Annotated in this window: 16 protein-coding genes; 8 read left to right on the top strand and 8 right to left on the bottom strand. The window is 38.7% G+C overall.

What is annotated here, in order from left to right:
* Positions 1 to 65 precede the first annotated feature (65 nt).
* Positions 66 to 2,615 (top strand): autotransporter family protein, encoded by a 2,550-nt coding sequence (locus AOM43_RS10935; RefSeq protein WP_059360283.1) that lies wholly within the window; start codon positions 66 to 68, stop codon positions 2,613 to 2,615.
* An 18-nt stretch (positions 2,616 to 2,633) separates the two neighbouring features.
* Here the strand turns inward: AOM43_RS10935 and AOM43_RS10930 are convergent, their stop codons facing one another.
* Both AOM43_RS10930 and AOM43_RS14200 read right to left on the bottom strand, forming a co-directional pair.
* The gene (locus AOM43_RS10930; protein ID WP_059360282.1) at positions 2,634 to 3,371 is read right to left on the bottom strand and encodes a hypothetical protein; all 738 of its coding nucleotides are present in this window, start codon (positions 3,369 to 3,371) and stop codon (positions 2,634 to 2,636) included.
* A 19-nt stretch (positions 3,372 to 3,390) separates the two neighbouring features.
* Complete coding sequence (locus AOM43_RS14200) at positions 3,391 to 3,513, bottom strand: hypothetical protein (RefSeq protein ID WP_226987501.1); 123 nt, start codon at positions 3,511 to 3,513, stop codon at positions 3,391 to 3,393.
* Positions 3,514 to 3,952: 439 nt separating this feature from the next.
* On the opposite strand from AOM43_RS14200, the gene AOM43_RS10920 reads away from it, so the two are divergent.
* Complete coding sequence (locus AOM43_RS10920; protein WP_006341149.1) at positions 3,953 to 5,608, top strand: SulP family inorganic anion transporter; 1,656 nt, start codon at positions 3,953 to 3,955, stop codon at positions 5,606 to 5,608.
* A 17-nt stretch (positions 5,609 to 5,625) separates the two neighbouring features.
* Complete coding sequence (smc, locus tag AOM43_RS10915; RefSeq protein ID WP_226987500.1) at positions 5,626 to 9,120, top strand: chromosome segregation protein SMC; 3,495 nt, start codon at positions 5,626 to 5,628, stop codon at positions 9,118 to 9,120.
* Between the two features lie 39 nt (positions 9,121 to 9,159).
* Here smc and AOM43_RS10910 read toward each other — a convergent pair whose 3' ends face one another.
* The 3 genes from AOM43_RS10910 to AOM43_RS10900 all read right to left on the bottom strand — a co-directional run bounded on the left by AOM43_RS10910 (position 9,160) and on the right by AOM43_RS10900 (position 12,225).
* On the bottom strand, positions 9,160 to 10,293 hold the full coding sequence (locus AOM43_RS10910; protein ID WP_226987499.1) for a CPn0927/CPn0928 family alpha/beta hydrolase fold protein: 1,134 nt from the start codon (positions 10,291 to 10,293) through the stop codon (positions 9,160 to 9,162).
* Positions 10,294 to 10,399: 106 nt separating this feature from the next.
* The gene (locus tag AOM43_RS10905; RefSeq protein ID WP_006341152.1) at positions 10,400 to 11,554 is read right to left on the bottom strand and encodes a hypothetical protein; all 1,155 of its coding nucleotides are present in this window, start codon (positions 11,552 to 11,554) and stop codon (positions 10,400 to 10,402) included.
* Between the two features lie 158 nt (positions 11,555 to 11,712).
* Positions 11,713 to 12,225, bottom strand: a complete 513-nt coding sequence (locus AOM43_RS10900) for a hypothetical protein (RefSeq protein ID WP_059360278.1) — start codon at positions 12,223 to 12,225, stop codon at positions 11,713 to 11,715.
* A 389-nt stretch (positions 12,226 to 12,614) separates the two neighbouring features.
* On the opposite strand from AOM43_RS10900, the gene AOM43_RS10895 reads away from it, so the two are divergent.
* Positions 12,615 to 13,961: an amino acid carrier protein gene (locus AOM43_RS10895; RefSeq protein WP_006341155.1), complete on the top strand. Its 1,347-nt coding sequence runs from the start codon at positions 12,615 to 12,617 to the stop codon at positions 13,959 to 13,961.
* Here the strand turns inward: AOM43_RS10895 and AOM43_RS10890 are convergent.
* The 3 genes from AOM43_RS10890 to AOM43_RS10880 are packed head-to-tail and all read right to left on the bottom strand — an operon-like array spanning position 13,946 to position 16,738.
* Positions 13,946 to 14,557: a DNA-3-methyladenine glycosylase I gene (locus AOM43_RS10890; protein ID WP_152618866.1), complete on the bottom strand. Its 612-nt coding sequence runs from the start codon at positions 14,555 to 14,557 to the stop codon at positions 13,946 to 13,948. The two genes, AOM43_RS10895 and AOM43_RS10890, sit on opposite strands and share 16 nt — an antisense overlap.
* Positions 14,558 to 14,579: 22 nt before the next feature.
* The gene (locus tag AOM43_RS10885; RefSeq protein ID WP_006341157.1) at positions 14,580 to 15,623 is read right to left on the bottom strand and encodes a hypothetical protein; all 1,044 of its coding nucleotides are present in this window, start codon (positions 15,621 to 15,623) and stop codon (positions 14,580 to 14,582) included.
* 59 nt (positions 15,624 to 15,682) lie between these two features.
* Positions 15,683 to 16,738, bottom strand: coding sequence for a hypothetical protein (locus AOM43_RS10880; protein ID WP_059360276.1), 1,056 nt, complete (start codon positions 16,736 to 16,738; stop codon positions 15,683 to 15,685).
* A 572-nt stretch (positions 16,739 to 17,310) separates the two neighbouring features.
* Here AOM43_RS10880 and AOM43_RS10875 point away from each other — a divergent pair.
* The 4 genes from AOM43_RS10875 (at position 17,311) to AOM43_RS10860 (ending at position 22,350) form a co-directional block, all read left to right on the top strand.
* A complete protein-coding gene (locus tag AOM43_RS10875; protein ID WP_226987498.1) occupies positions 17,311 to 17,544 on the top strand; it encodes an FDLD family class I lanthipeptide in 234 nt (77 codons plus the stop codon).
* A 39-nt stretch (positions 17,545 to 17,583) separates the two neighbouring features.
* On the top strand, positions 17,584 to 18,936 hold the full coding sequence (locus AOM43_RS10870) for a lanthionine synthetase C family protein (RefSeq protein WP_059360272.1): 1,353 nt from the start codon (positions 17,584 to 17,586) through the stop codon (positions 18,934 to 18,936).
* A 70-nt stretch (positions 18,937 to 19,006) separates the two neighbouring features.
* A complete protein-coding gene (locus AOM43_RS10865) occupies positions 19,007 to 21,964 on the top strand; it encodes a lantibiotic dehydratase (RefSeq protein WP_226987497.1) in 2,958 nt (985 codons plus the stop codon).
* 86 nt (positions 21,965 to 22,050) lie between these two features.
* Complete coding sequence (locus AOM43_RS10860) at positions 22,051 to 22,350, top strand: hypothetical protein (RefSeq protein ID WP_013924282.1); 300 nt, start codon at positions 22,051 to 22,053, stop codon at positions 22,348 to 22,350.
* Positions 22,351 to 22,424: the final 74 nt, after the last annotated feature.

Genomic DNA, 22,424 nt, shown 5'->3' with positions numbered 1-22,424 from the left:
TGTAAAAAACTTTAATATATGTCTTTTTTCTCATAACATTCCTTGAAATATTTAACAGGTTTGTTATGAGATCTTCTTTTTATCTGTTCATTCTCTTCTCTATTTTGTTGCACGCCAATGGGTATGGAGCTTGTCCTCTAGCTGATAGTGGAATCATTGCAAATGGAACCACTATTACAGAAAGTGACTGTACCATTACGACAACATATGGAGCCAATGCGAATGCGGTAACGGCTTTAGGATCCAATTCTTCGATTTTTTTAAACAATATGGACATTTTGGTTACAGGAACCAATGGAAGAGGGCTTTTTGCTCTAACGGGTGGCAACAAAATATGTGCAGAGAATTGCAAAATTGAAACCAATTCTTTAGTCAATGGAACTGTAGTAGAAGCGCAGGGGACAGGGACTACCATTTTGCTGGATCATAGTTCAGTCTCTTCTATTGGGGGAGCCGCCGTCGGGACAATTGTTGCAAGGCAAGGAGCAACTATCGATGTTATCAATGGGAGTTCCATCACAAGTTTGCAAGATTACAGTTACGGAGTGCGTGCTTCAGATATCGGCTCTTCAATCAATTGTGATAGCAGTTCAATTACGACAGCAGGCAATTTTGCTTTTGGAAGCTATGCCCAGTTTGGGGCAACCATTAGGCTTAATAATACCTCTTTGATGACAGGTGGACATTCTGCTCATGCCACCTTGATTCAAGATGGAAGTCTCATGACCGTGCACAACAGCAGTCTACAAACTTCAGGAATTGGTGCTTTAGGTGTATTTTTAATGGGGTCATCAGCAGGAACAGAAGTTGACTTATGCAATACTTCGGTAGCGACCAGTGGAAATGAGGCTTTAGCTTTATATGCGTACGCAAATACAGGAATCACAAATACTGTAAAAGCTACAAATACATCTTTTTCCGCTCTCGATGCAACCGTATTTTCTTTCAATGGAGGAACAGCCAATGTGATCTTAAATACCGTTTCGGCTATCGCACCTCCAGACTTTTTACTTGTGGAAGTGGATGGAAGTAATCCTACAAGTTTGTTTATGACGACAAGCGAATCCAAGTTGATTGGCGATCTGCGTGTTGTGAATGGAAATACTGGCAATATTTCTCTAGGAAGTAACACCCTTTGGGAAGGGGGAGCATTTGAGGTGACGAATCTTGCGATTGAGACAAGCTTATGGACTCTCACAAAAAGCTCTTCCATTACGAATCAACTCTCCAACGCAGGCATTATTGACTTTCTATCGTCAGGCAATGATTTTAAAACTTTAACGGTCAGAGGAAATTACAACGGTCAAAATGGATTACTCAGTCTTAACACCTTTTTGGAAGGAGATGGATCTCCTTCCGATTTAATCGTGATTGATGGGGGGACTGCAACCGGACATACCTATCTGTGCATCAAAAATACGACAGGAGAAGGTACCTTGACTATTGGGAACGGTATTCTAGTCATCGATGCCATTAATGGGGGAACAACAGGAGCACAATCCTTTTCTTTAGCAGATAGTGTTATGGCAGGTCCGTATGAGTATTCCTTGTATAGAGGGAGCGTGGATGGAGCTGAAACAGAAAATTGGTACCTTCGCTCTACTTCTAATCCTATTTCTCCTCAAACACCCGACTTTCGTCGCGAAGTGTCTTTATATACAGCCCTCCCAACCACTGCGATGTTATATGGGCGTACTTTAATGGATACACGACATCAACGCGTTGGGGAAGACCAGGTATGTGGCAATACGATTGAAGAAAAGGCTTCTTTCTTTAAACGCTCTTGGATGCGGGTCATTAACCGCAATGGAAGGCAGCGCAATGGAGGCATTTTCCACCATGGTCCCGATTTCAAATTTCATCTGTTGGCTTTTCAGGCGGGAGCAGATTTGTATCAAAATAGATGTTTAGATAATAGTCGCGATTATGTGGGCGTTTTAGGCGCGATTGGAAATGGAAGAAGCCATGTGAGACACATTGCTCACGTTCATGCTGGTCGGGATTGCTTTGATGCCTATAGTGCAGGAGCTTATTGGACCCATTTTGGAGCATCCAATTGGTACATTGACTCCGTTTTCTTGACTAATTGGTATCGCAATGTAAAGGCGCATTCTTCTCGCATGTCTTTGAAAACACACGGGGTTGAAATGGCTGGATCGGTAGAAGGGGGGTATCCGCTTGAATTAAAATATCTCACTTTAGAACCGCAGGCACAGTTAATTTATCAAACTTTGTCTCTCCATGATAAAAAAGAAATTACTACAAAAATTCATTTCCGAAGAACTCATTCAGTATTGGGAAGGCTTGGTTTGCGTTTAGCTAAATCCTGGACATTAGGTCGTGCGGATTCTGATCAATTCCGGCAATGCTCACTGTGGCTATGTGCAAATGCATGGCATGATTTTGATGGACAATCCAAAACATTTTTTTCGACTTCTCTAGGTCGTGTCGGCTTTTCATCAGAATTAGAAGGCAGCTGGATTCAGGGAACGCTTGGCATCACCGTGCAATTAACACGTATTCTTTCTTTGTATGGAACTTTGACAGGAGATACGTATTTGAACGGACGTGAGCATTCTTATAGCGGCATTGTTGGGTTGCGCATGGGTTTCTAATCCGACAATGTTAAAGATTTAGTCGGAAGCATTCTCAGGGAACATCTTCCTTTCAAAATCCTTGTAAGAGGTGATGATGCTATCTCCCATTTTAATGGGGGCTTTTTCATGCATGGCAAAAAGCTGGGCATATTTGCCGATTAGGTCGAGCACGAGTGCGGGATTTTTTGCATTTTCTGCGAGTTTTAACGTCGATTTTAAAGTCTCTATTAAAATTTGATAGTCTTCTTTAATCAGGCTTTTGTCCAAGACGCTATTGTAAACGTTGGTTCCTATTTCTTTCCTTTTTTGGATAAACTGATTGGCATTTTTACTTTCGGGAGCCATGTAATTGAGGATCTGGTCGTTGGAAACGTAGCTTACGACAAATTTAGCGATCCATTCATAGAGAAGTTGCTGATCCTCTTCACTTAAAGATCTTTCTTTAAGATAATCTGCCGTCATCACTGGTGCTAGAACCCTTAGAGCTTTTTCGTGAGATTGAGGTGGGACATTTTCTTTTTGCATGCTTTTAAAAAATTGTGATCCAAGAATTTGTGCGACATTCAAAGGAGTCGCTTGTTCTTTGCTATGCAGGACTTCGGCACAAAACTCTATTCTTCCTGAGGGTGAAAACCCGGCAAGCCGTTTAAAATTTTCTTCAAGAATTAGGGTGTATTTCGCTAAATTTTTTGTTTTAAGGGTTCTAGCAGTGTCAAAAACAGCCATGGCGGGTCCAAAAGCGCCATGTGGATCTCTTTGAATCATAAATGTCATTTCAAACTCCTTGATAAAATTACTCTAAATGTTTTGGTGACAGTTTTTCATTCCACTGTTCTAGATAGAGATAAATAACGGGTGTTAAAAAAAGGGTTACAAGCTGAGAAAAAACCATTCCTCCGATAATCACAATGCCCAATGGTCGACGAGCATCTGCCCCTCCACCGAAAGCTAAAGCAATAGGGACAGCGCCTGCAAGGTGGCCAACGTGGTCATCATAATGGGACGAAAACGCACGACGCAGGCATCAAAGATCGATTGTTCGGGTGCCACATCAAAAACTGAGAGGGGAGGATTAAAAAAATGGCATCCGAAACAAATCAAGGCAAGAAAGAGGCTAATTAAGCTCTGTTGTATCCAAAAAAATAATTGTCGTTTCATGGGCGTGATTACCAGGAGTCGTTCGCGGAAAAGTCAATATAAAGGATTGATTCGATAAGAGGCTATATCAAACTTTTTTGAAAGAAGAACTTTCTAAAAATTAAGAACTTATCTTAAAAAAGACATTTTTCTGTTTCTAATCTCACTAGTATTGCATGATAGTTTCGTTTGTATTGAGCACTTATTTGAGGATTCAAATGTTTTATCCAAAATTACTGACAACTTTAAAAGGTTATTCGACCGAGCAATTGACACGAGATCTCATCGCAGGAATCATCGTCGGAATCGTTGCTCTTCCGCTGGCCATTGCTTTTGGCATTGCAAGTGGAGTCACACCAGAGCAAGGAATTATCACGGCCATTATTGCAGGATTTTTAATCTCATCTTTAGGGGGGAGTCGAGTCCAAATTGGGGGGCCGACAGGTGCTTTTGTGATCATTATCTATGAGGTTGTGGAAAAATTTGGTTTTGAAGGGTTGGCCGTTGCGACTATCATTGCAGGTCTATTCATGATTGGCATGGGAGTTGTCAAATTAGGGACCTGGATACGGTTTATCCCTTTGCCCGTTGTAATTGGTTTTACAAGCGGTATTGCTGTGGTGATTTTTTCATCCCAGATGCGTGATTTTTTTGGTTTACAAATGAACCATATTCCGAGTGAATTTATTGACAAATGGATGGCGTATGCACACTCCAGTGGATCTTTCAATGTGTACGCGTGTTTAGTGGGTGTTTTAACATTAGCCATTTCGATCTTCACACCTCGTTTTTTTCCGAAGTTGCCAGGTGCTTTTTTAGCTTTAGTTATCGTGACAGGCTTAACCTATTTTTTGAATATCCCTGTCGAAAGTATCCAAGATCGGTTTGGGGATTTAAAGATTACCATACCGGCTCCCCAATTACCCAACTACGATTGGACGAACATTGCGGACATTATGCCTTCCGCGATCACTATTGCTGTTTTGGGCTCCATAGAAGCGTTGTTAAGTGCTGTCATTGCAGATGGAATGATAGGAGGAAAGCATCGCCCGAATACAGAATTAATTGCACAGGGCCTAGCTAATGTGATTACCCCATTTTTTAGAGGGATCCCAGCCACGGGCGCTATTGCACGGACAGCCACAAATATTCGTAATGGGGGACGTACACCCGTAGCAGGCATTATCCATGCTTTTACTCTCCTCGCCATTGTGTTGTTTGCCGGACCTCTCGTTGGGCTTATTCCCATGGCAGCTTTAGCAGGAATTTTAGTCTTAGTGGCTTATAACATGAGTGAATGGAGAGAGTTTAAGTCTCTGTTATCTGCTCCTAAGGCAGATCGACTTGTGCTTTTGACCACATTTTTGGGGACCGTCTTTTTTGATCTTGTCATTGCCATTCAAGCAGGTATTGTTTTATCCACCTTTTTATTTATGAAAAAAATGAGTGATGTTTCCGACATTAAGAAATTTCAACGCCAAATGGATGATCATTCTGACCCAGATACCTTCTATACTCTTGATGAAATGCGTCGCGTCCAAATTCCTGAGAATGTGCAAATATTCGAACTAAATGGAGCCTTTTTCTTTGGCGCTGCAGGCAAGTTCGAAGATATTTTTATGACAAGTCTTGACGACAAAAAATTTATCATTTTTAGAATGAACCAAATGTTATTACTGGATGCGACAGGCTTGCATACCATTGGACGCTTAGCCAATGCCGCACATAAAAATGGCAACCGTTTATTTATTTCGGAAGTGATGCCCAACTGTAAAAAGGAAATGCAGGTTTCGGGCATTTTAAATAAAATTGGAGAAGCCAATCTTTTTGATTCTCTTCCAGAAGCCATCCAGGCAACCAAACAATCAGTTTAAATTTAGTGGAGGCTGTTTTGCGACTCAAAGAAATAGAAATTACAGGATTTAAATCATTTGCCGATCGGACCACTTTAAAGTTCCATGAAGGGATCACTGCCATTGTAGGACCTAATGGTTGCGGTAAATCCAATACAGCCGATGCATTTCGTTGGGTATTAGGAGAGCAATCCGCCAAATCCCTGCGCGGTGGAAAAATGCATGACGTGATTTTTGCGGGGGCTTCCCAGCGGAAACCCTTAAATATGGCTGAGGTTACCCTTACGCTTACAGGTAACCAAGGTGAGCTTCCCATCGATTACAATGAAGTTTCAGTGACGCGTCGTCTTTTTCGCAATGGAGAATCTGTCTATCTCATCAACGGCAATCCTGTGCGCTTAAAAGATGTTCAAAATCTTTTTCTTGGATCAGGCGTTGGCAAAAACTCATTTTCTATGTTTGAACAAGGCAAGCTTGATCAGGTGATTAACTATAGTCCCCAAGAAAGACGCTTTATTTTCGATAGCGCGGCCGATATTGGGCCCTTTCTTCTGCGAAAAGCGGAAGCTTTGCGAAAATTGCAGCAATCAGATGGCAATATCACACGGATTAAAGACATCCATCTAGAAGTGGAAAAGCAGATCACCGTTTTGCAAGAACAAGCCGAAAAAGCGCGCGTTTACAAAGAGAATAAATCGAAGTTAGAAGCTTTTGAAAAGATTGTGCTAATTATGCGATGGGATACCTTAGAAGCGAAATCAGAATCCCATAAAAAGAAAGAGCAAGGGCATAAAGAGCAGTGGGATGCTCAAGTCAAAGACGCTTCTATTTTGCACGAAAAATTCAAAGAAGCTAAGGTGGACCTCGAGCAGGAAGAGAAAATTTTTCAAAGTAGAAAGGAAGAGGTTTATAAAACTCAAAGTGAAAAAGAGATCAAATCGCAAGAAATGCGTTCTAATGAAGAACGTTTAAGAGATCTACTTGAAAAAGAAAAGAAATGGAAGCGAGAACTCGAAGCCATTATTGAAAAAAGACAATTTCATCAGACCGAATCAGACGGGCTGCGTAAGCAGCAAGCGAAGCTAGATGCTGAACAAAAAAGTTGGGAGAAAAAAAGAGAAGCCCAGCAGCAGAAAGTGCAGTCAATGGACGAAATTCTGAAGAAGAAGCGGGAAGAATACCAGGAAAAGCAAAAAGATCTTCTCAATTTAATCCAGAAAGAAAATCAGTATGAGAGCGATTTAAAGCAGAATCGGTTGCGCTTAGAGACAAATATAGAGCGTACAGAGCAGTTGCAAGAGCGTAAAAGAAAACTTTCACAGACAATTGATCAATACGCTGAGCAAGCAGCTATTCGGAAAAAAGAAGTGGAGGAATATTCCAGTGGAATCGACCGGCAGCGAGAACTTTTCAATGCATTAGAAAAGCAGCTCCAGGATTTGGCTCAAGAGATTGAGCTAGGACAGCAGCACCTCAGCCAATTGCAAAGGGAGATCGCAGAAGGAAATGCCCGCCAAAAAGTTCTGCAAAGGATGAAAGAAGATCTGGAAGGATTTTCTGCCGGAAGTAAAAAGCTATTACAAGAATCTGCTAATGCCAAAAGTCCGCTGCATAAAAAATTAAAAGCTCTCTATGAGTGTGTTGAATCTAATTCCGAAACAGCCAAAGCTTTTGCCGCTGTAATGCGATCCTACGCACAAACACTCGTGGTTGAAAAGCGTGCAGATTTATCCGAGGTAATCGCGTTTATTCTCAAACATCAACTCAAAGACGTTTCACTTTTGTGCTTAGAAAGTCTTTCAACCTCTCTTTCTCACCACTTTTTTGCTGATTTGAAAATGTGTGATACCACCGAATCTGCGATGCAACTGCTGCTAGAAAAGCAAGGCATTGAGATTTTAACAGAAGAAGAAAGCTTCGTGGATCATCGGAAAGTGGTCTTTTTTGGTTTCCAGAAAGAAAACAACCCCTTTGCCCGGGAAGCCGAGCTTAAAACATTGGAAAAGAAGCTTAAAGAGCTTGATAAAGTCTTACGCCTTCAGGAAGAGCGGTTAACGGAGCTTGCCACCAAAAAATCAAAGCTGCAAGTGGAACGGATGGAACTGGACAAAGTCATTCGAAAAGATGAAATGAAGTTAATGGAAAGTAACTTCTCTCTGCAGCGATTATTAGGGGATTTAGAAAAAACAAAGAGTGAAAGAGCTCAAGTTGAAGCGGATTTACGTCATTTAAAGCTGGGGCATGAGGAACTAATCGTTTTGGTCGAAGATTTAGAAACAAAATTAAAAATAGCTAAAACACAGGTCCAAAACGTCAAAGGAGCCATTTCTACCCTTTCTGAGCAAGTGGAAAAAGAATCTCAGCAGCTCAAGCAAGAGCAAAGTGATTTTCAATACACAGAAGCGCAATTTCACCAAGTGCTTGACGAATCTAGAAAAGTTAGCCATGCCTTGCATGTATTAGAAGTGAAAAATAAGGAAGGGCATGAGCAACAAGCGCGTCTAGAAGAAGAGCTTGAGATGAGTCAAGAGCAACAAGCTCAGTTTAAACAGAAAGGATCAGAATACGGATCCTTATTAAAAACTGTAGAAGGTAATCTTGGAAAGGTCGTAGAGGCTTGTTCTGAGCTTGAGAAAAAGGTGGCAACTAAAAAAGCACGCATTGAACAAATGGAAAGCCAGATAGCCCAGTTTAATCAGCAGCTCAAAGAGCAAGAAAAGGTTTTTTATCAATTGGAGACCCAAGCTGCACAAACCCAAACGCAACGAGACAATATTCTGGCAGAATTGCAAGAACGATATGCCTTGACAATCGAAGAAGCACGTAAGCAAGTGCCCCAAACGGAAAAATCTTTGGAACAAGCCGAAAAAATTTTAAGGGCATTGCGGCATGAAATCGAATCTGCGGGTGATATCAATCTGACATCCATTGAAGAGTATTCCAAATACCAAACGCGTTATCAATTCTTGAATGAGCAAATTGATGATCTTGAGGTTTCCAAGAGTGAACTTTTGGGGATTATTGAGCAGCTAGATGCTGAAAGTCGCAAAATTTTTAAGGAAGTTTTCGAAAAAATCCGCGCCAACTTTCAGAAGAACTTTCAGATCCTTTTCGTTGGAGGAGAGGCCGATTTGCAATTCACCGATACAGAGGATATTTTGGAAGCCGGCATTGAAATCATTGCAAAACCTCCAGGAAAACAGATGCGTTCCATTAATTTGCTATCGGGTGGAGAAAAATGTTTAACCGCTGTCGCATTACTTTTTGCGATTTTTGAGGTGAAGTCAGCCCCTTTCTGCATTTTGGATGAGATTGATGCTCCGCTTGATGATTCTAATGTTGAGCGTTTCGTGAATGTTGTAAAAGAATTTGTGGATCGTTGCCAATTTATTATCATTACGCATAACAAGCGCACCATGGCGATTGCGGATCGTTTATTTGGTGTGTCAATGGAAGAAAAAGGGGTTTCTAAGCTTCTCTCAATTGAATTTAACCAGGCTGAGAATCCAGAGCCTGAGATCGTATCTGTATAGAGTGATAGGGGGGTTAAGCCCCCTAAATCTTAAGAATGATTAAGAAGTTTTTAAAAGGCTCTCTATTCTTGTTGCCAAAAAGGTCGGATCACTTAATTCCGCAAAGTGATCATCAGGAATCCCAATAAAGATTTTGTTTCTCTTTGCGCATTTTTCATCATCCAATAACTTCTTAGCCAATGATGCTTTTGCTGTTATAATCCCATCGTCAATAATCTTAGAGCTGTTTTTTATTTCTTCGTAGCTTGCCACTTTTGCAGTTTGCAGAATAATTTCGGGAGCTTGGAGCTTTTCAGAAACTTTGGAGGAATTCATATTCCATCCTAAGATTTTTACCAAAAAAGCGAGAGGTCTATAAGTCACATGAATTGCTGTTCGATACAAAGTGGAAAAAGATCTGCTCTTCACAAATACGTATTTGATATCTTTTTTTAACGGATGTTTTTTCAATGCATCACTTTGAGAACCACCACCAATGGAATGTCCATATCCGATAATTTCTTTGGCTCCTATCCCGATCTTTTGATCTTCTAAGAAATTAAGCATTGCGCGATAGGCTTTAGCCATGGCTTTTCTACTGGGCAGACCTGTGCTTGAACCCACTCCAGGATAGTTAAAAACGAGACCATTACCATGAAGAGATGTTAATATTTTTTTAAAAGTCGATTCTTCCATTAACTCTTCCTCACAAAATTGCCCATTGCCAAGAGATTCTAATACCCATCTGCCATTACTCAATGTAGATGTTTTTCCCACAATGGTTGCATCGATTTTATAGCCATCTACTTGGATCGCGATGCGCTTATATCTCCATTCACTATGTAGTGAAATATTCGATCTTACTTGGTCGGCATAATTTTCAGGATAGCCTATAATAACTGGAGTGGAGGAGGGTAATAAGAAGATTTTTCCTGCAAGGCTATGTAGGAGTTTATGAATGCCTATAGGAAAAATAATTATCGCAAATATTTTTTTTGCAATCCTTATGACTCTACTTTCAGAATTCCAGGTATAGGACACTTGTAGAGAGGGATTTTGGGAAAAATCCTGCTTTGTCGTTTCGACGTAGTCAGGTCGCTTATAAAACGCTTTTTTCCCCTTTAACAAATCTTTAAAAGATGCAGGAAGGGGAAATTCTTGTGAAGAGACTCTTGAAAAAGACATTGACTCCATGATTAAACTCCTTGAAAAAGGAATTGTTTTAGCATGATACGGGAAAATTTTCTATCTTATTTTTAAAACAGTTTCTTTTTAAATAAATTTTATGAAAATCGAATTATTAAGATAACTTCACATGATAGCCTTTGTTGAGAAATTTGATGGCCAAGCCTACGATCCCCTTTAGGCAATGAGGAGGATTTGCCCAAGAAATTTCGTCTGTCCTATCGTTGAAATTTCGAACTTTAATCAGAACACAAATATGTGCAGAGGCAGGGTATTCCCCTATTTGGGAAACAATAGAAGAATCTGGTGTAGAGGAAATTTGGATACTTTGCAGTGTTTTTAAAACATCAGGAATATCTGCAGTGCAAGTGGGGATAACCTCAGTCGGAAGTCTTAGTTGAAGGATTTTATCTATCTGCGCTTGCAATTCGTTTTGTAAAAATCGAATAAAGTGATTTAAATTTCCTTTCGAGGCGCTATAAGGTTCGGAAAGTTTTTGCAAAGATTGCCAATTTTGAATAATTTGGATGATTTTATCGACCAGAATAGGGTGGACTTCTGCGGGTGGCACAGATTGAGATAAGATCGACTGAAGTGACATATCCGCAAAAGGGTTAAAAATAAGGGCTTCCAAATCTATCTCCACATTTATTTTAGACATGCTTTGGCAACAATCACACGGTTGAGGATCTTCCCTTGTTTTAGAATAGATGTGGGCCCCTATGAAATCTTGAAGTTTATCAACCATGGGTTTTAATAGCCTTGTTTCAAAAGAGGGATCAATATCTTTCCAAACGGTGCCAAATACATTTTTTGAAGGTCGCTTTAAAGAGACTAATGGATACCAAAGATGGCTCTGCCATTTATCATTCAGCATGTCGTGGCTAATCGTTTCAGCAATTAATTTTCGAATTTTTAGACGTTGCTCAATTTCAAATAATAAGGGAAATTTTTGTGCAAATGCGGCCCAAATCATTTCCATTTGGGGTATTTGTCTATAGAGCAACGTGATGGCTTGATACTTTTTTAACCGTTTCCATATGCATGTAACAGTTTTAGAAATTGCTTCATGATCTAATTGGCTTTGATCAGATTCTTTAATGAGATGATAGGCTTTTTGTATTTCATGCTCTAAATTTAGAGGATGACCTGGATGTAAAAAACTCAAAGTATGCTCTAATAGCTCTGTTGGTAGATCGGTGAGATGTTGGAGCAAGTCTTCATCTTTCCAAGGAAATCTAGGTAAGGGGGGATCAAGGTTTGTTTCCATTGCTGAATCCTTTAAACGATAAATGCAAAAAAATTCTATACATCTCTTCCTAAAAAAACAAGACTCCTTTTTTAAAAATAATGAAAGTCAGAGAAATCAGCAGTTTTGCAAAAACTATTCAGAAGTGGTGCTCAAAAATCTTTGAGCGCCACGAATTATTAGGATTGGCTTGGACTTGGATATTGGCTTTGGTTGTGGTAGCTATGCGCACTTTGTGCATGAGCATATGCATGTTGAGAACTGTTGTATCGCTCTCGATTGTATGGAGCAAATTCATTATGATACTTAGGTTTTTTATAATCGAAGTAATAAGCTCTTCTTGGATCTTTCATTATTATAATTGTCTGGTAAAAGATTTTAGCAGGCGCCAGAAAGACTTTAATCGGAAAATTGGCGGCCTCTACCATCGATCTTTCGAAGTATTTGATGGAATTTTTAAAAGTATATTTTGGAGAAAATGGGGCTCTAGCTAAATTTATAGCCGCAACAGCAAGAAATTGAATCGATCTTAGTGGCGATGCTCCCGTTTCAACTGAGATATCAAGAATGGCTACAGAAAATGCAAGTAGGCGGCCTAGATGTTTGTGTGAATTAGAAAAGGCATTATATTTTTTGAAAAGATTTTTTCGAAATTCATTTGTGATTTTTGAAGCAGCATCAAAATTATCCATGAGGGTCTCCCTATTTAGGAAAGTTTAAATGTTTTGAAGCGAAATCGATGACAAATTTTTATATGAACAAGTTAAATCTTTGTCAAATAAAAAAATATTTCTTTAAAAAAGAGAATCATCTAAAATATTATTCACTTTAATCAAAGTTGTGAGGTCAACATGTTTACTCTTTTACTTAGGCGACTGCGTTCGCAATCCAATGGTCAAAAATTCCTCTCTTCCTCAACGTTTTTGAAACGTAAATCTTCTTTCGTTGCTTCTAAACGAAAATAAATTCCCCTTTTTTGTGTTTGTTTGAACCAGATGGCTTTCTGGGCATTTTTTTGATTTTTCGCATGCCACTTGCATGTGCATATTCATTTTTATTTTTTTAGTTTTACGGAATAGGTATGTTTTCCCATTTATTTCAATTTTTTTTGGATGTTGATGCCTTCTTTTGGGGGTATATTGGTTTTTTTATTATTTCTGCTTTTGGATGTTATTTGACGATCAAAACTGGGCTTTTCCAAATTCGTGCGTTCCCTTTGGTGGTGCAAACATTTGCACAAGAAATTCTCCAAAAAAATGATCAAGATAGAGGCTTAAAACCGATTAAAGCATTTTTTGCTTCGATTGGAGGAATGCTTGGAGTGGGCAACATTGTCAGCATTGTCACGGCGATTCAATTAGGCGGCCCTGGTGCATTATTTTGGGTTTGGTTAGCGGGATTCATTGGAACTTTAATCAAATATGCTGAGATTTATTTAGGACTTAAATATCGCGTTCAAAACACTTATGGCGGTTACGATGGAGGGCCGATGTACTTTCTTAAAAAAGCATTTGCTGTTCGATGGGTTCCCATGCTTATTTGTGTGCTTTTATGTATTTATGGAGCGGAGATTTATCAATTTAATGTGGTTGTAGATACGTTGACATATTCTTGGGGATTCAATCGCATGTTCATCGCCTTGGGTCTTCTTGGATTGGTTTTATACACAAGTATCGGGGGAGCTTCGCGTGCAGCTGAAGTGTGCTGCTGGGTCATGCCTTTTTTTATGATTGTTTACATGAGCTTATGTTTGTGGGTTATTTTTTCCCATTTTTCAGAGCTTCCCTCTATTTTTTCGATGGTCATGCATGCGGCTTTTGATGGGCATGCGGCAATCGGAGGTTTTGCGGGTAGCTCAATGTTAATGGCCATCCAAAATGGGATGGCAGGGGCTTGTTATGCATCAGATATTGGGATCGGATATGACTCGATCATCCAAAGTGAATCACATACCATTTATCCAGAGCGACAGGCAAGAATGGCATTTTTTGGAGTTGTTCTAAACAACTTGATTTGCACGCTGAGTATATTAGTAGTTTTGGTAACAGGTTTATGGTCACTCCCTCTAACGGGCGAAGGAGCTCCTTTGGTGCAATTGGCATTAGCTCAATATTTTCCGTGGATTTCAATGATTATGCCTGTTTTTATCTGTATTTTGGGTTATACCACTTTAGTGTCATTTTTAATCGTGGGCATTAAATGTGCACGTTATCTTCATCCAGAAAAAGGGGCACGGCTGTATTTAATCTACAGCGTTTGCGTATTCACATTTTTTGCATTCTTTGACCAAACAGTGGCCCTTTTAGTGATGCGCGCAGCCGGTGCATTCCTGTTAACCATTAACTTAGCGGGGATTTTTCGTTTAATCGGAGAAGTCGAATTTTCTTTCGAAGATCTCTTGTTAAAAGATCACTACGAGCATAGTTGAGAATATCGAAAGCAATCGATCGTGTGGTCATTAACAAGACCGGTTGCTTGCATGTGGGCATACATCACCGTAGGGCCCACAAATTTAAAGCCTCTTTTGCGCAAATCACGACTTAGAGCTTGGGATTCCGGTGTTTCAGCGGGGACATCGCGGATGGACGTTCTGCGATTTTGAAGAGGGGAGCCTCCAACGAATTGCCACACATAGGCATCGAATGAACCGAATTCTTTTTGGATATCCAAAAACAGCTTGGCATTAGTTACAGCTGATTGGATTTTGAGTTTATTTCGAATAATACCCTCATCCAGCATTAAAGCGGCGATTTTGTCTTCTCCAAAAGCAGCAACCTTTTTAGGATCAAAGTTTGCAAAAGCTTTACGATAGCCCTCACGTCTTTTGAGAATAGTTATCCAGCTCAGTCCAGCTTGAGCCCCTTCTAAGATGAGAAATTCAAAGTGTTTATAATCATCATGGACAGGAACACCCCATTCTGTGTCATGATAATTTTCATACAAGGCTTGGCCTTCTGTGACCCATTGGCACCGAATTTTGTTTTTTGCGCACATAATGTCATCCCATGATAAAGAGATGGCCATTTTGGCCACCTAGAAGAACAGATTACAGGAGTGGGCCATTTAAAGAAAAGTTCCGTAAAATCTGGTAGACATCCTTCCCTACTGCATTAAAATTTTTGCTGTGTGTCCATGCTCCCACAAGATAATTCTTATTATTTCCTGTAAATGCGGCTGTCCAACAAACGAGGTCATCGTCGCCTCGGATGATGAGAAAATTGCCCTTGAGACCGCTATATGTCTTAATCGGTCCTTCGGCAACCACATTAATGCCATCATTTTTTAGGGATGCTAGAACCTCTTCCCAAATATCTTGAATCTTTTCCCCAGACTCATTGGAGATTGGGATAGCAGAGACGCTGCCAAAAACTAGGCTGTCCAATCTGGAGAAAAAAGCACAGCTTTGGTTTTTTAAACCAAATATATTTGAGGTGTGAGGAACGTCACTTTTCTTTTCGGCAATTCTCCACGATTTTGGTAGCTGCAGAGAAAAGTCCATTAAAGCATTATTGTAAAGCTGTGTATTGAGGCAAATATTAACTTTTTCTTCATTCAACATGACGTTAGAAGGCTTAACAACTAACCAATCGGGATCCGCTATCATAGGAGCCTCTTTTAATTTTTCAAAACGCTCAATCCAAAGACGTCGATCTGCATCTGAAATATGCTCTGCAGGACAGGTGTACATGACTTCGTACAAATATTTTCTTCCCTGGAGATAGCAGACCATAGAAAAACGATCGTCAAGGCTATTGTGGACAGCAATGAGGATTTTATTTTTTGAACGTTGATTCGTATATTCTTCAGACCCTTCCGAAAATTTTGTTTTAACAGTTAGGTCTCGCATGTGAGATTGCTGAGAATAGAACTTGACTGTAATGAACTCGTCATGATTTTTTGCATTCTCTTCGGGCATTAACCAAATTTCTTCTTGTCCATAGGGAAGGATAGAATCGTTGAGGACCCATGTGCGATTATCAATAGGGAAAGTGACCCCTGGAGGAGGGCGACGGGTAAAAGCATGACTTTGTGAACAGATGAATAGGGAAGTGAGAAGGGCAAGAGAGAATAAACTTCTGAAATAAAACATCATTTCCTCATTGTTTAAGAGGTTTTTGAGATTTATGGGTTGTAGCGTATTACATATTTTTAAATCAACTTTTTAACTTGATAAGAAAGATCCAATTTGTTGACTGAAAAATTTTTTAAATAACGGAAAATATCTTCTCGAACGGTTTTGAAATTTTTGGAGTGAGTAAAAATTTCTACCCTGTACTGTTGGTCATCGACCATGTAAAAAGACTTACTGACGATATCATCTCCAATTGTTGAAACGATAAACTTCCCTTTTAGGCCATCAATAGACGTAATAGAACCTTCGGCCAACACATTTAAACCCTCTTTCTTTAAAACATGAAGGGTATATTTCCAGTTTTTTTCCATTTGTTCATATGAGATTTTTTGGGGAAGTTTTGTAATGGCAATATTGCCGTGGATCAGCAAATCTTTACGGCCAAAAACGGCATATGAGATTTGCTGCAATTCTCCGGGGAATCTTTCGGTCTCCTCAACTTGCTCAAAAAATATCCAGGATTTTGGCAAAGCAATGGACAAGTTCTGGACAGGGTGATGGAAGGTTTCCTGTTTGGGCAGATCTAAAGGCACGTTATTCCGGATGGCTACTATTTGATTAATGATGAGCCCCTCTGAAGAAATCGTGGAAGCTTCCTCGATGTGTTTAAAACGATCGATCCATTGATGGCGTTCTTCTTCGGAAATAGATTTGGCTGGAACGGAATAATGGATTTCGTAAATTTGCTTTTTCCCCTTAAAAATCAGGCAAATATCAAAGTTGTCATTATGAGGAAAATAAGCGGCAGAAAGAATTCTGTTCTTTTGTTTTTCTGCAGCATAAATTCGGCACTTTTCGGGGTGTTCAATTACAAGAGAGATCTCTTTAAAACGGGTATAAGGAGGGTAAAATTTAATGCGGATAAATTCCTTGCGTTCGAAAGATCCGTCTTCAGGCATTAACCAAATCGTTTCCTGCTCATGAGGCAGAATTGGATCGCATAAAACCCATTGTCGATCATCCACAGAAACGTTGGCACCAAGTTGGGGTGAGGGTTTGGCGAACAAGAGCATATTGACACAACACATCGCAAAAAGGATTGCGTAGAGCCATTTGTGAATGCTTGTTTTCATGCTCTCTCCTAAAATAATTTTGACTAAAGAGTTTTATCAAAGGTCCTTTTTTTAATCAAATTTTTTGACTCTATCTAATGGTGAATATTTTTTATTTGGTTATTTACGGAAATAAATTCAAAAGTTGGCCTGGGAATTCTACTTACCTTCGGAGGCATGTTTAGGGGGATCGTAAGAAATTTTTATGTTTGCTACAGCAGGTTTGAGGGAAGAATATATGCAAATTTGTCCATTTAGGCCGTAAAAATCAGATGCGTTTTCTCATGCATATGTTTTATTTCATTCCATTCCAGAATGAATCATATTTCCTTAGTATGGGAAAATGTTTTTTCCCCTTCATTGATGACTCTGTAATTCTTTTTGTAGTCTATGATTACGAACCGGGTGATTCTTGTTCTAAAAAATGCACTCATTTTGTAAATCAATGATAGTGAGTGGTACAGCATTACTTGTCCATACTATATTATAGAGGTATTGTTAAAATATTGTACAATCATGAGTTCCAGAAAGGAGTTGACGGGAAGAAAGCTAACGCATAAATTAACTGAAAAATTTAAATGGATGGAAACCGTATGGAAATTACTAGAAACTTTCAACAATTTATACCTATTGAACCACAAGAAAAAAAACAATTGATCGTCCCTGAAGAGAAGGTAGAAGATTTCTATGATTTAGACATTAAAATTAGTGAACAAAAGCTTCAACCGCATCAGCAGACATTAAGTACGTATACTTGCGGAACCTGCGCTGCAAGCGTCTGTCCTTGCCACATTACAGATGCTACAGGAAGTGCTTGTAATTGCTAAATCTTAAATTTAAATAAACTACATGAAATTATATTTGTAATGTTGGAAATCCTTCAGATAAAAGAAATAGATCAGCGTTTAATTAGATCTATAGAAAACATGACAGATCCTGATCGGGTGAAAGGGGTTATGCTCGATCAAAAATCTCAAAATCCCGATCCATACTGGCCGTTTGAAAGAATTTGGAATCCTCTTTCCTTGGCTGAAGGATATCCTGGGTTGTTAATTCTTTTCGCCGAGCTCAATGGCCATAACCTCATAAATGCCGATGATGTCGTTCATCAATATGTTTTAAGGATTAAAGAAACAATTGAATCTCAAGGTTTAAATCCAGATTTATCTCTTTATAACGGTATTGCTGGAATTTGTTTTTCTTTACATCTTGCGTCATGTAAGAGAATGCGTTATCAAAAAATGCTAAAGACTTTAGATGAATACTTATTAAGAAGGATTGAGAAACAATATTTAGAACCGATTCGTATATGTCTCTCTAATGAGACTCCTGTTATGGTTAAACTTTATGACCCCATACAGGGAATTACTGGTATTGGGCGCTATATTTTGGAAAATACCTCCCAGGAAGCAATGGATTGCACTATTAAGATTATTAAGGTGCTGATTGATCTAGTCCGGCCCATCAAAGTTGAGGGGAAAAAAGTTCCTGGTTGGTATGTATCAGGGCAAGATCCTCTTAATTATCGTGTTCAGGATGGATTGTCGAAGGGAAATTTCAATTTAGGTTTAGCCCATGGCGTGACTGGTATTTTAGCGTATTTATCTATTGCTTCTATAAGGGGAATTGAAGTAGAGGGGCAAAAGGATGCGATCAACATCATTGCTAATTGGTTACAAGCAAAGAGTTTTGTATTTAATGAATCTATGATTTGGCCATTTTATGTTTCTTTTGAAGAAGAAGTAAATGAATATGATGAACCTAGTGTACCTTCTAGAGATGCTTGGTGCTATGGAACGCCTGGGGTTGCCCGATCACTTTATTTAGCAGGGAAAGCCCTTGGAGATCAGGGGCTAAAATTATTAGCTAAAAAAGCATTCCAGGGGATTTTTCGACGTTCTTTCGAACAATGGGAGATTCCATCACCAATACTATGCCATGGTATCGCAGGTCTATTAGCAATAACTCAAGAAATGGCAAATGAAGAGGATGGTGAGGATTTATTTGAAGAAATTGAAAAATTAAAGTTTCTCTTATATTCTGCTTATCAACAAGAGGCTGCTTTTGGCTTCAAAGATATTGAGCCTTGTCGTCGAGGAGGCCAAATCGAATTAGATAAGATAGGATATTTAGAGGGAAGCGTAGGAGCGATTTTAAGTTTGCTACCATTATCACAAGAACACTCAACATGGAAACTTCCACTTTTAATTCATGAATGAACCCCTATTTATCCCCGCTTCATTTTTTTTATTGAGAGTTCCATTCTGGTCAATAGATGAATTAGAATCCATGCATCTAGAAGACAATTGGATAAATGCTGTTCTAAGCAAATTTGATAATGATGAATTGTTTAGAGAGGCTATTAGCATTGCATCTCACTCTTTATATCAAGCTCTACAAAAACGACCATTAAAAAATCCTACACAAGTGTGTAGAAGTTTACAAAATTATATAAATCGTATGGCTAGCAGAGCAACTCCATTTGGATTGTTCTCCTTTGTCACAGCAGGTTATTGGGATGAAGAAACAAGAGGATCTTTAGACCTAACAAAGGTTTATAGAAGAGCCAGGCCAGATATGGAATGGATTTATGCTCTTGTCAAAAAGTTTTATCGGGAAAATTCGGATTTCTCAGCTCTTTTAGTACAAAGCAATAGTTTAGTAGACTTGAAGGGTGATCGTCTTTTTTTAAAATATTTTCGTTTCATTAAAGATAAAAAAATACAAACACCAAAAACAATTTCTTTATATGCTAATCGTTTAGTAATTACCATTTTCGAAATGGCTAAGAGCCGCTTGTCCATTGATCAGTTATGGGAAAAATTACTTGAAGTGCTACCCAATCTAAATAAAGAAAAGACGTTTGAAGTCATCAAGAAATTATTGTCGCACCAAATCCTTTTGCCTGGAATTTTGCCTTCTTTGCTAAGCGATTCTCCTTTCAAGGAATTGATGAAATTTCTTCCAAATGCTGTATGGATGAATGAATTGGAAACTAAACTTTCTGATTATCAATCAACATCACTGGGAAGTGGAGAATTATCATTGCAGAACTTAAGAAAAAGTATGGATGCGGTGGTTCCTATCCAATCTCCATTACATGTAGATGCAAGCTATAAGGGAACGCCTATTTATTTATCGAATGAGATATTGCTAAAATTGCAACAAGCAGTGACATTCCTTTGGAAAATTTCCGCAAGCCGTTCTTCTCAATTTACTTCGTTAGAGGCCTATCGAAAGAAATTTATTGAAAAGTTCGGTCTACACAGAATCGTACCACTTAAGGAATTGCTAAGTGAAGAAAAAGGATTAGGATCTTTTCTTACTTATCCACAAATTGATGAAAAGTCAGTTTTTGATAAATTTTCTCAACAATGGGAAAAATGCCTCAATAAAAAATGGCAAGAATCCATGCTGAATCATCAAAAGGAGATTGTGCTAACTGAAGAGTGGCTAAATTCTCTATTCGAGTTGGTAGAAGAAGAATTACCAGATCCTTGTAAAGCCCTATCATCTTTCGATCTTTTTTTCAAAATTCAAGCTCAATCCATAGAAGAGATAAATCGAGGAAATTATCAACTCTACCTTTCAGATTGTACATGGAGTGGAGGTAGCACTTTTGGCCGTTTTTGGGATCTTTTCAACCCGGAAATTCAACATGAGTTATCCAAATTGGCAAAAGCTGAAAAACATTTAGAGAAAAGTGCTAAAGTTGTTGAAGTGTCATACTGGCCTTCACACGTCAGAAATGCAAATGTATCTGTCCATCCATGCTTAAGAGAATATTCTCTCGAAATAGATAACAAAGACAATTCCATTTTAGGCTTGGAAGATCTCTATATTGGAACAACACATGAACGATTTTATATCACTTTAAAAGATGGGAAAGAAGAAATTCTTGCTAGATCAGGAAATGTCTTAAGCTATATTCAAGCCCCTGAATCTATAAGATTAATAAGAGAAATTACTTTATCCCGTCATCTATTGTTATACCCATTTTATTGGGCTGGTTTGGAAGAAAAGGCTGTTTTTTTACCGCGGGTACGGATGGGATTATGCATTCTATCGCCTGCGAAATGGAATTTAGACGCTTCTTCCTTTTTGAAAGATTCCTTAGATATCATAAAAGTCAAATTCTTAGCCTGGGCCGAACAGTGGAAGTTACCCGATCGATTTTTGATGACCGAGGGCGATCAACACCTTTTGTTAACATCAAAGCATCCTGCTCATCTGAATGAGATCGCTACTAGACTAAAAAGGGGGGAATCATTGCAATTAATGGAGGAAATTACATCTGAATGGCTCAAAAGTGAATCAGGAAGCCATTCGGGTGAATTTGTTGTTCCATTTATTAAGAATTCTATCTATCCCTATCCGGAGAATACGAGAACTCCGCAGGCTTTTGAGACAGTGAAAAGTAGATGGATGCTTCCTGGAAGTCAATGGATGTATATTAAAGTTTATTTATCAGAAGAGCAAGAAAACAATTTTTTATTAAACAAATTTATCCCTTTCATTGAACATTTAAATGAATTCATTTCAATAAATGATTGGTTTTTTGTTCGTTACCAAGATCCTGAGAGACATTTACGTTTTCGACTTCGTATTGAAGACATTCACTATTATGGTTTGATTTTATCTTGGCTTCATCCAATCGGTATACAATGGATGGAACAGGGATTGATAAAAAAAATTATGTTGGATAGCTACGAAAGAGAAGTAGAAAGGTATGGTGGTGAGGATGTGATGGACGCTGTGGAATCTTTATTTTGCGTTGATTCTCTTGCTGTGACCGGCCTTTTAAAATATTTTGAGAAAAAAGAAGATACTTTAGAAACAGTGTGTCACATACTAAGCATTGTAAGTTTTCTTAATGGTTTTGGACTTGATTTGCAAACAAAAATAGACGTTCTTGGTAATGCTAGACAGGATCAGAAACTTCTCAAAGGATTCAGAGAATATAAAAATCAATTGTTAAAATTGATTCCTGCTTTAGAAGATCCTAATCAGCCAGAAGAAGGTATTTGTAGCGTGGTTAACAAATTTGCAATGATTCGGATTCCCGCTCAAAATCAGTTTCTTTCTAAGGCGCAACATATTGAGAATTCTCGTTTATTGGAAATTTATAGTCATATGATTCATATGCATTGTAATAGATTAGGATGCGATAATTCACAGGAGACTCGATTACGTCTTTTTTGTGAGCATGCGCTAAAATGCTGTCTTAAAACTTCACATATTAGCTAAAGGTTTTAAACATCAGCTGTTTTTCATAGAGTTTTAAGGACATATATATTTCATGATGAAGACAACTTTAATCGTTGGAGGTTTAGATGAAAATTAATAGTAGGAATGGAGTGGATTTTTTTGATCTTAATGATGATTCAAAACTCAAAAATACCGAAAATTCTAAGAGTCAAAAAAAATATAGAAAAGATGAAGAAGATCTTTATGATCTTGATCTACGTATCAAGGAAACGGTAAATGATTTACATTTAGTAGAGACAGGAGGCACTTGGAATTGCACTGGGACTGGTAGATGTAGTAGGGGCTGCCAGACAAACCGTGGTCAAACTTGCGTAAGATGTGGGCCTACTGAATATACAACATGCGGTTCATGCCGTTGTCCATAGGTTGGAAACTTACATGAGCTAAAATTAGGCGTAGGAACGTTGTATTAGGTTTTCATACACATAATAACTCTATT

The sequence above is a fragment of the Parachlamydia acanthamoebae genome (genome assembly GCF_000875975.1).
GTDB lineage: Bacteria > Chlamydiota > Chlamydiia > Chlamydiales > Parachlamydiaceae > Parachlamydia > Parachlamydia acanthamoebae.
This window is presented reverse-complemented; position numbering and strand designations above follow the sequence as displayed.

Excerpts from the sequence above, each read along its gene's own strand:
- AOM43_RS10935 (WP_059360283.1), top strand. The coding sequence starts at position 66 with ATGAGATCTTCTTTTTATCTGTTCATTCTCTTCTCTATTTTGTTGCAC.
- AOM43_RS10930 (WP_059360282.1), bottom strand. The coding sequence starts at position 3,371 with ATGACATTTATGATTCAAAGAGATCCACATGGCGCTTTTGGACCCGCC.
- AOM43_RS10920 (WP_006341149.1), top strand. The coding sequence starts at position 3,953 with ATGTTTTATCCAAAATTACTGACAACTTTAAAAGGTTATTCGACCGAG.
- AOM43_RS10910 (WP_226987499.1), bottom strand. The coding sequence starts at position 10,293 with ATGGAGTCAATGTCTTTTTCAAGAGTCTCTTCACAAGAATTTCCCCTT.
- AOM43_RS10905 (WP_006341152.1), bottom strand. The coding sequence starts at position 11,554 with ATGGAAACAAACCTTGATCCCCCCTTACCTAGATTTCCTTGGAAAGAT.
- AOM43_RS10900 (WP_059360278.1), bottom strand. The coding sequence starts at position 12,225 with ATGGATAATTTTGATGCTGCTTCAAAAATCACAAATGAATTTCGAAAA.
- AOM43_RS10895 (WP_006341155.1), top strand. The coding sequence starts at position 12,615 with ATGTTTTCCCATTTATTTCAATTTTTTTTGGATGTTGATGCCTTCTTT.
- AOM43_RS10890 (WP_152618866.1), bottom strand. The coding sequence starts at position 14,557 with ATGGCCATCTCTTTATCATGGGATGACATTATGTGCGCAAAAAACAAA.
- AOM43_RS10885 (WP_006341157.1), bottom strand. The coding sequence starts at position 15,623 with ATGTTTTATTTCAGAAGTTTATTCTCTCTTGCCCTTCTCACTTCCCTA.
- AOM43_RS10880 (WP_059360276.1), bottom strand. The coding sequence starts at position 16,738 with ATGAAAACAAGCATTCACAAATGGCTCTACGCAATCCTTTTTGCGATG.
- AOM43_RS10875 (WP_226987498.1), top strand. The coding sequence starts at position 17,311 with ATGGAAATTACTAGAAACTTTCAACAATTTATACCTATTGAACCACAA.
- AOM43_RS10870 (WP_059360272.1), top strand. The coding sequence starts at position 17,584 with ATGTTGGAAATCCTTCAGATAAAAGAAATAGATCAGCGTTTAATTAGA.
- AOM43_RS10865 (WP_226987497.1), top strand. The coding sequence starts at position 19,007 with ATGCATCTAGAAGACAATTGGATAAATGCTGTTCTAAGCAAATTTGAT.
- AOM43_RS10860 (WP_013924282.1), top strand. The coding sequence starts at position 22,051 with ATGAAAATTAATAGTAGGAATGGAGTGGATTTTTTTGATCTTAATGAT.